The sequence below is a fragment of the Myxococcus llanfairpwllgwyngyllgogerychwyrndrobwllllantysiliogogogochensis genome, from assembly GCF_006636215.1.
GTDB lineage: Bacteria > Myxococcota > Myxococcia > Myxococcales > Myxococcaceae > Myxococcus > Myxococcus llanfairpwllgwyngyllgogerychwyrndrobwllllantysiliogogogochensis.
This window is the reverse complement of record NZ_VIFM01000033.1, coordinates 59299-66181: the sequence shown is the minus strand read 5'-3', so window position 1 is coordinate 66181 and position 6883 is coordinate 59299. Positions and strand designations below refer to the sequence as shown.

The 6883-nt window shown below is 69.2% G+C and carries 8 protein-coding genes; 7 read left to right on the top strand and 1 reads right to left on the bottom strand.

Annotated features, from left to right (window positions below; translation table 11 throughout):
* Positions 1-358 precede the first annotated feature (358 nt).
* Complete coding sequence (locus FJV41_RS11270; protein WP_141642446.1) at positions 359-1096, bottom strand: hypothetical protein; 738 nt, start codon at positions 1094-1096, stop codon at positions 359-361.
* A 35-nt stretch (positions 1097-1131) separates the two neighbouring features.
* On the opposite strand from FJV41_RS11270, the gene FJV41_RS11265 reads away from it, so the two are divergent.
* The 7 genes from FJV41_RS11265 (at position 1132) to FJV41_RS11235 (ending at position 6835) form a co-directional block, all read left to right on the top strand.
* A complete protein-coding gene (locus tag FJV41_RS11265; protein WP_141642445.1) occupies positions 1132-1635 on the top strand; it encodes a regulatory protein RecX in 504 nt (167 codons plus the stop codon).
* A 10-nt stretch (positions 1636-1645) separates the two neighbouring features.
* Positions 1646-2422 (top strand): outer membrane protein assembly factor BamD, encoded by a 777-nt coding sequence (locus FJV41_RS11260; protein ID WP_174458555.1) that lies wholly within the window; start codon positions 1646-1648, stop codon positions 2420-2422.
* Complete coding sequence (locus FJV41_RS11255; protein ID WP_141642443.1) at positions 2419-3123, top strand: hypothetical protein; 705 nt, start codon at positions 2419-2421, stop codon at positions 3121-3123. Before FJV41_RS11260 ends, FJV41_RS11255 begins: the two co-directional genes overlap by 4 nt.
* Positions 3124-3164: 41 nt before the next feature.
* Complete coding sequence (locus tag FJV41_RS11250; protein ID WP_141642442.1) at positions 3165-3887, top strand: tetratricopeptide repeat protein; 723 nt, start codon at positions 3165-3167, stop codon at positions 3885-3887.
* A gap of 5 nt (positions 3888-3892) precedes the next feature.
* Positions 3893-4828, top strand: coding sequence for an FHA domain-containing protein (locus FJV41_RS11245; protein ID WP_141642451.1), 936 nt, complete (start codon positions 3893-3895; stop codon positions 4826-4828).
* A 72-nt stretch (positions 4829-4900) separates the two neighbouring features.
* On the top strand, positions 4901-5941 hold the full coding sequence (selD, locus tag FJV41_RS11240) for a selenide, water dikinase SelD (RefSeq protein ID WP_281291403.1): 1041 nt from the start codon (positions 4901-4903) through the stop codon (positions 5939-5941).
* 84 nt (positions 5942-6025) lie between these two features.
* On the top strand, positions 6026-6835 hold the full coding sequence (locus tag FJV41_RS11235; RefSeq protein ID WP_141642440.1) for an N-acetylmuramoyl-L-alanine amidase family protein: 810 nt from the start codon (positions 6026-6028) through the stop codon (positions 6833-6835).
* Positions 6836-6883: the final 48 nt, after the last annotated feature.

The following is a 6883-nucleotide window of genomic DNA, read 5'->3' as shown; positions in this document are numbered from 1 at the left end:
CCCGCCGCACGTCCTCCCGCTCCGGCCCCCGCGCCCGCACCGGCGGCCGGCGGCGACGACGACTTCCAGATCGAACGCTTCTGATGTGACAGCGGTGCCCATCCAATCGAACGGATGGGCCCGCTGGCCTGAGTGAGTCGCCCCGCACGGCAGCCCGTCAGCACCCGCCGACTGGACGGTTCGCCTGCGTGAGTCGCGCGGAGCGGGAGCCGCATCGTCCAGAGGGGCCGGCTCGCTCCGAGCGGTGGCTTCGGCCGGTTCAGCGGTTGACCAGGACCGTCCGAGCGCTTGACGTTGAGGCAGGGCAGGGGGCTCGCCCCTCCAGTCGCCCCGGGCCCTTCAGCCGCGAGCTTCGTCTCTACGCGTCTTCCTCGCCGAGCATGGCGCGCAGCCGTGACAGGCGCAGCGGCCCCATGAGTCCCTCACGCGAGAGCACCTGGAGCAGCTGCGCGGTGGCGTGCACCTTGGCCTCCTGCTCCTCCTCGGGCTTGTTGGCGATCTCCGCGTCGAAGAGCGAATCGATGTGCTCGGGGTTGATGGGCGCGGGCCCTTCTTCCCAGGCGATGTCGAAGAGCGCGCGGGCCATGGTCTCCCGCACCTTGCGCTCGCCGTCGTTCGGCGCGCCCTTCACGAACCCGAGGAAGAGGGCGTCCACCGCTTCCTTGGTGAGCCCCGCCAGCGCGGGCACTTCGCCCAGGGACTCCTTCACGTAGTCCCGGTCGAACGAATCCACGTCCTGCGCGTAGCCGAAGGCTTCCTCCAGGAGGATGGAGGCGATGAACGCGTCCGTCTCCTCCTCACTGGCGCCTTCCTCGGCCAGCGCCTCGCGGGCCTTGCGAGCCGGCTCGGCCAGCTCCGCGTCCTCCATCAGCGCGCGCGCCGAGGCATGGGCCGCCAGCAGCACGAGCGCGGCCTGGGCATCCGAGGACAGGACGCGGCCTCCCACGTCCATGAGGATGGAGGCCTGGCGCGGGTGAGCCTTGGCGGCCTCGGTGAAGGACTTCTCCTCCGGAGCGAGGGACTCTCCCGCCTGCTGCTTGCGGAGCGTCTCCTTCGCGACATCGGCGGTGAGGAAGCGGGCGAGGACAGGGTGCATGCCCGCGCCTGTTACCACATGCTACGTATCCCGCCATGCTCTCGGAGGATGAAGGACCGGAGGCCGTCCAGCGCGCCACGGATGCGGGCCTCAAGCTCCTGGCGGCCCGCGCCCGCACCCGCCACGAGCTGCTCCAGGCCCTGGAGAAAAAGGGCTTCCCGTCCTCCGTGCGCGCCGCCGCGCTCGCCCGGCTCCAGGGCTGGGGTTACCTCGACGACACCCGCTTCGGCCGCGAGCGCGCCGCCTCCCTCCTGAAGGGCGGCAAGGGGCCCGCGGCCGTCCTCCATCGCCTCCACTCCCATGGGTTGTCCGAGGACGAGGCCCAAGGTGCGCTCGACTCCGCCCGGGACGCGGTGGAGTTCGACGCGGTGGCCGCCGCGCGCACGGCCCTGGAGAAGCGGGGGCTGTCGGCTCGCCCGCCCGACGGGAAGGCGTGGGCCCGCGCCGCACGGTTCCTGTCGGGTCGTGGATTCTCCCAGGACGTCATCCATCAGCTCCTGGGAGAACCTTCGCTGGACCCCTCGGGGCCGGACGAATAGCGTGGCGCCGATGCGTTCCGCCGTCGCCTTCCTGACCACCGTCCTGCTGCTCACCTCCGGTTGCGCCGCCCTCTCCGGCACGCAGGGCGGAGACCCTGACTACGCCGTCACCGCCGAGGAGAACCTCCGACTCGGCAGCGAGGCCCTGGAGAACAAGGACTTCCTCAAGTCCCAGAAGTACTTCGAGTACGTCCGCGCCAAGTTCCCCTACCAGGAGGCCGCGCGCGAAGCGGAGCTGCGACTGGCGGACCTGGACTTCGCTCGCGAGGCCTTTCCGGAGGCCCGGGACCAGTACCAGTCCTTCATCAAGCTCCACCCCACCCACGCCAAGGTGGACTACGCCGCCTTCCGCTCCGCCCTCACCCACGTGGAGGAGTATCCCTCCGACTTCTTCGCCCTCCCGCCCTCGGAGGAGAAGGACCAGGTGGAGATTCGCGCGGGGCTGTCCACCATGGAGGAGTTCCTCCGCCAGTACCCCGATTCGGAGTTCGCCCCGGAGGCCAAGAAGCACGCGGACGAGGCGCGCAAGCGGCTGGCCGAGCACGAGCTGTACGTGGCCCGCTTCTACACGAAGCGCGAGCGCTGGAAGGCCGTCGCCCAGCGACTGGAGGCCCTTCTCACCAAGTATCCGGGCACGCCCTTCGAGGAGGAGGCGCTCTTCGACCTGCATGAGGCGTACGTGAAGCTGAATGACCCGAAGCGCGCGGAGGAGACGCTGCGCCAGGTGCTGCGCCGCCTGCCCGGGACTCCCGCCGCGGAGAAGGCCCAGCGCATGCTGGGCACGTGAGGACGACGCAGCAATGGAGCCGCCTGGGCGGCCTGTTCATCGCCGGACTGGCGGTGCTCGCCGCCTGCGCGGTGCTCGTCCCCCGGCTCCTGGGCTTCGCCGCGGGGCCCGAGGCTGAGGTCATCACCGTCCTGAAGCAGACCGAGGCCTACGGGCTTTCCCTGCCCATCCCCCACGCGGCCGCGCCGCTCGTCTCCCAGGAGCACCACTTCGCCCGCATCACCGTGACGGTGGAGCCCGGTGCGAAGCGGGCGGAGGCCTTCGCCACCCTCGACTTCAAGGGGACGCTGGGCCCTACCCAGGTGGGCACGGCCGGCGTGGAGCGCGTGCCCTTCGTCTTCAAGAATGGAGACTGGGAACCCGAGCCCTCCGCCGCCCCTCGACTGGTCGCCGTGGTGGCCGCGCTGGAGGCCCGGCGCCGCGCGCTCGAGACGGCGAACGCGGAGGCCCTGAGTCGGCTGACCGTGCCGGGAAATCCCGGAGTGGCGGGACCCGAATGGGAAGAGCTGAAGATGATGCGAGGACGCGTCTATCGGGCGGAGGCGTGGTACATCCGTTTGGAGCGGGAGGAGGCGGTCGTCACGGAGCACTGGCGGCTGCAGGGCTCTCTCCCGTCGAGGCCGGTGGACACCCGGGGCCAACGGTCGCTGTCGCTCACGCTTCACGGTGATGAATTCTTGTTTTCGCCCGGGCTCATGTAGGCTACCTGCGTCGGAGGCAGGGCCCGAGGACGGGCCGAGTCATGGAAGAGCCCCTCAAGCAGCTACTGACCCTCGGGCGCGGCTACTTCGAGAAGAAGCAGTACGCCCAGGCCGAGCAGTACCTCGCGAAAATCGTCGAGCAGAATCCGACGTTCGCGGACGTATTCAACATGCTCGGCATCATCTACCACGACCAGGGCCAGTTCGCCCGGGCGCAGCGGGCGTTCGAGTCCGCGCTGAACCTGAATCCGGCGTACACCGAAGCGGCGCTGAACCTGGCGGTCATCTACAACGACATGGGGAAGTACGCCGAGGCGAAGGAGGTCTACCAGGCCGCCTTGTCCCGGCAGAAGACCGGCCCCGGTGAGTTGGACCCCTACGTCGAGAAGAAGATCGCCAACATGTACGGCGAGATTGGCGACGTGTACGCGTCCAGCGGCGCCTGGCAGAAGGCCGTCGAGGAGTACCGTCGCGCGCTGGGCCTGTGTCCCCAGTTCGTGGACATCCGCCTCAAGCTGGGCAACGCCCTGCGCGACGCGGGTGACAACGTGGCGGCCATCGCCGAGTACGAGCAGGTCATCGCCCAGAACCCATCCTTCATCCCAGGCCGTATCCAGTACGGCGTGGCGCTGTACTCCGCCGGTCGCAGGGCGGAGGCGGTGCAGGTGTGGGAGGACGTGCTGGCGCGCAGCCCGGACAACAAGAGCGCGCAGATGTATCTCAACCTGGTGAAGGACCCCGGCAAGGTGGAGCAGGCGGGTTGATGACCATGGATATTACGAAGACCTATGCCCTGAAGTTCATCTCCGGGAAGTACCAGGGCGGAGAGTTCCCGCTGAAGGCGGAGAAGCAGATCGTCATCGGCCGCTCCAGCGAGCTGGACATGGTGCTCGTCGAGGACATGGTCTCTCGCAAGCACGCGAAGATCAGCTTCTCGGATGGGAAGATCACCATCGAGGACCTCGGCTCGACCAACGGCACCTTCGTCAACGGCGAGAAGGTGAAGCAGGCCCGGCTCAAGGAGGGGGACCGCATCCTCATTGGCACCTCCATCCTCAAGCTCGTGCACCAGGGCGCTGACGGCGCCAACGTGGACGAGAGCATGGCCAAGCTGAAGCTGGAGGAGGCCGCCGCCGCCCAGGCCGCGCGGACCACCACCAAGGGCAGCTCCATGACGGGGAAGATTGAGGAAATCCCCCTGCCGGACCTGCTGCAGCTCTTCCACACCTCCAAGAAGAACGGCGTGCTGGTCGTCAACAGCGCCCAGGAGGGGAAGATCTACCTGCGCCAGGGTCGCGTGTACTACGCGGTCATCAACGAGAACCACAACCTGGGGCCGCAGAAGAGCTTCAACCGCATCATCACCTGGGAGCAGGGCGACTTCGAGCTGCGTCCGGCGGACACCCAGGAGTTCATGGTGGAGCTGGACTCGTCCACGGAGGCGCTGCTGATGGATGCGCTCCGTCAGCTCGACGAGCTCAAGCGCCTCCAGCCGAGCCTGCCGCCCCCGGAGGCGATGCTCCAACTCGTCGTCCCACTGGCGGCGCCGCTCAAGGAACTCACGCCGGAGCTTTTGGACGTGCTCCAGCTGGTCATCAACCAGGGCACCCTGGTGGGCGTGTTGGACCGCGCGGACGCGGATGATGTCGTCACGGCGGAGGGTCTGGTACAGCTCCTCAAGCGCGAGTACGTGCGCATCATCTGAGTCGGACACCTGGCCCGCCCCTCATCCGGGCGGGTCCGAAAAGGGGAACACGCCGTGGCGAACGCGAAGTCGGTGAAGCGCCTGCGCCTCACCGAGCTGAGTCACTGCGCGGGATGCGCGGCGAAGCTCAAGGCCGGGGACCTGTCGAAAATCCTGGGGGGACTGAAATCCTCCCGCGCCCCTCAGGCCCTGGTGGGCTTCAACACGAACGACGATGCGGCCGTCTACCGCCTCTCGCCCGGCCTCGCCGTGGTGGAGACGGTGGACTTCTTCCCGCCGGTGGTGGACGACCCGTTCCAGTTCGGGGCCATCGCCGCGGCGAATGCCCTCTCGGACATCTACGCGATGGGGGCGAAGCCACTGTTCGCGCTCAACCTCGTCGGCTTCCCGGACAGCCTCCCGCTGTCCGTGCTGTCGAAGATTCTCGCGGGGGGCCAGTCCAAGGTGGAGGAGGCGGGCATCTCCATCCTCGGGGGCCACAGCATTCGAGACCCGGAGCCCAAGTACGGCCTGGCCGTCACCGGCGTGGTGGATCCGAAGAAGGTCCTCACCAACGCGGGCGCGAAGCCGGGCGACGTGCTGCTGCTCACCAAGCCGCTGGGCACGGGCATCGCGACCACGGCCATCAAGCGCGGGCTCGCCTCGAAGCAGCTCCAGAAGCGCGTGGTCGCGGTGATGACCACCCTGAACCGCGCCGCGGGCGAGGTCTTCGCGTCCGGCAGGTTCAAGGTGAACGCGCTCACCGACGTGACGGGTTACGGCCTTCTGGGCCACCTGTTGGAGATGATGACGGGCGCGAAGACGCGCGCGGCCATCGACCTGGAGCGCATCCCCCTCATCGCCGAAGTGCCCGCGCTGGCCGAGGCGGGGGTGGTGCCCGGCGGCACCCGGTCCAACCTGGCCCACGTCCAGAAGAAGGTCCGCTTCCCCAAGGGGTTGCCGGAGGCGATTCAGTGGGTGCTCGCCGACGCGCAGACCAACGGTGGGCTGTTGGCCAGCGTGCCCGCGAGCGACGCGCTCAAGGCCCTCAAGACCCTGGAGAAGGCGGGCGTGGACGCGGCCCTCATCGGTGAAGTCCGGGCGGGGCGCCCCGCAATCGAAGTCATCGGCTGAACCGCCGGACCGCCGAGCTTCCGAACCCGGGCCGGGCTGGGATTTCGCGCCCGGGGTGGGGCTCCGCTAGCATTCCACCCCGGCATGCCGCTGTCCCTCCGCCCCCTCCTGGCCTTCGTTGCCTTCCTCTGGCTCGTCCCCGTCACCGCCGGTGCCGGCGAGCGCCCCGCGCGCATCGTCATCGACCCGGGGCACGGTGGAATCAAGGAAGGCGCGAAGGGGCCGGGCGCGCTGCGCGAGAAGGAAGTGGCGCTCCAGATTGCCCACCGGCTTCGCTCGAAGCTGGAGGCGGCGGGTGGAGAGGTCTACCTGACGCGGGAGCGCGACGCGCTGGTGACGCTCACCGAGCGCGTGGAGATGACGAACGACCACGGCGCGGACCTCTTCATCTCCATCCACGCCAACTCCATGCCCACGCCCCGCATGCGCGCGCGCACCGAGGGCGTGGAGACCTACTTCCTGTCCGCCAGTGCCTCGGGTGAGGCGGCCCTCGCGGTGGCGGACCGGGAGAACGCGGAGGCGCCCATGTCCCGCGTGGCACGCGGCGACTCGACACTGGCGCTCATCCTCGAGGACCTGGTCCGCACGGAGGCGCACTCGGATTCCTCCCGGCTGGCCTATGCCATCCACCCCCGCCTGGTGGCTCGCACACGCGCGGCGGACCGGGGCGTGCAACAGGCGCCCTTCTTCGTGCTCTCCGGCGTGGAGTGTCCGGCCGTGCTCGTCGAGGTGGGCTACATCTCCCATCCGGAGGAGGGCATGCGGCTGGGGCGGGACGACTACCAGGAGAAGCTGGCCGAGGCGATCAGCGAGGGCGTGCTCGCCTTCCTGCGTGAGACGCGTCGGCGGGATGCCGCCCGGCCCGCCCAGGTGGCGGGCCCCGTCTCCCCCTGATGGGCTCGGCGATTGGACAGGCGGGCGATGGGGACGCCACGCGCGCCG

Coding starts and splice junctions, on each gene's coding strand:
- FJV41_RS11270 (WP_141642446.1), bottom strand. CDS start 1,096: ATGCACCCTGTCCTCGCCCGCTTCCTCACCGCCGATGTCGCGAAGGAG.
- FJV41_RS11265 (WP_141642445.1), top strand. CDS start 1,132: ATGCTCTCGGAGGATGAAGGACCGGAGGCCGTCCAGCGCGCCACGGAT.
- FJV41_RS11260 (WP_174458555.1), top strand. CDS start 1,646: ATGCGTTCCGCCGTCGCCTTCCTGACCACCGTCCTGCTGCTCACCTCC.
- FJV41_RS11250 (WP_141642442.1), top strand. CDS start 3,165: ATGGAAGAGCCCCTCAAGCAGCTACTGACCCTCGGGCGCGGCTACTTC.
- FJV41_RS11245 (WP_141642451.1), top strand. CDS start 3,893: ATGGATATTACGAAGACCTATGCCCTGAAGTTCATCTCCGGGAAGTAC.
- FJV41_RS11235 (WP_141642440.1), top strand. CDS start 6,026: ATGCCGCTGTCCCTCCGCCCCCTCCTGGCCTTCGTTGCCTTCCTCTGG.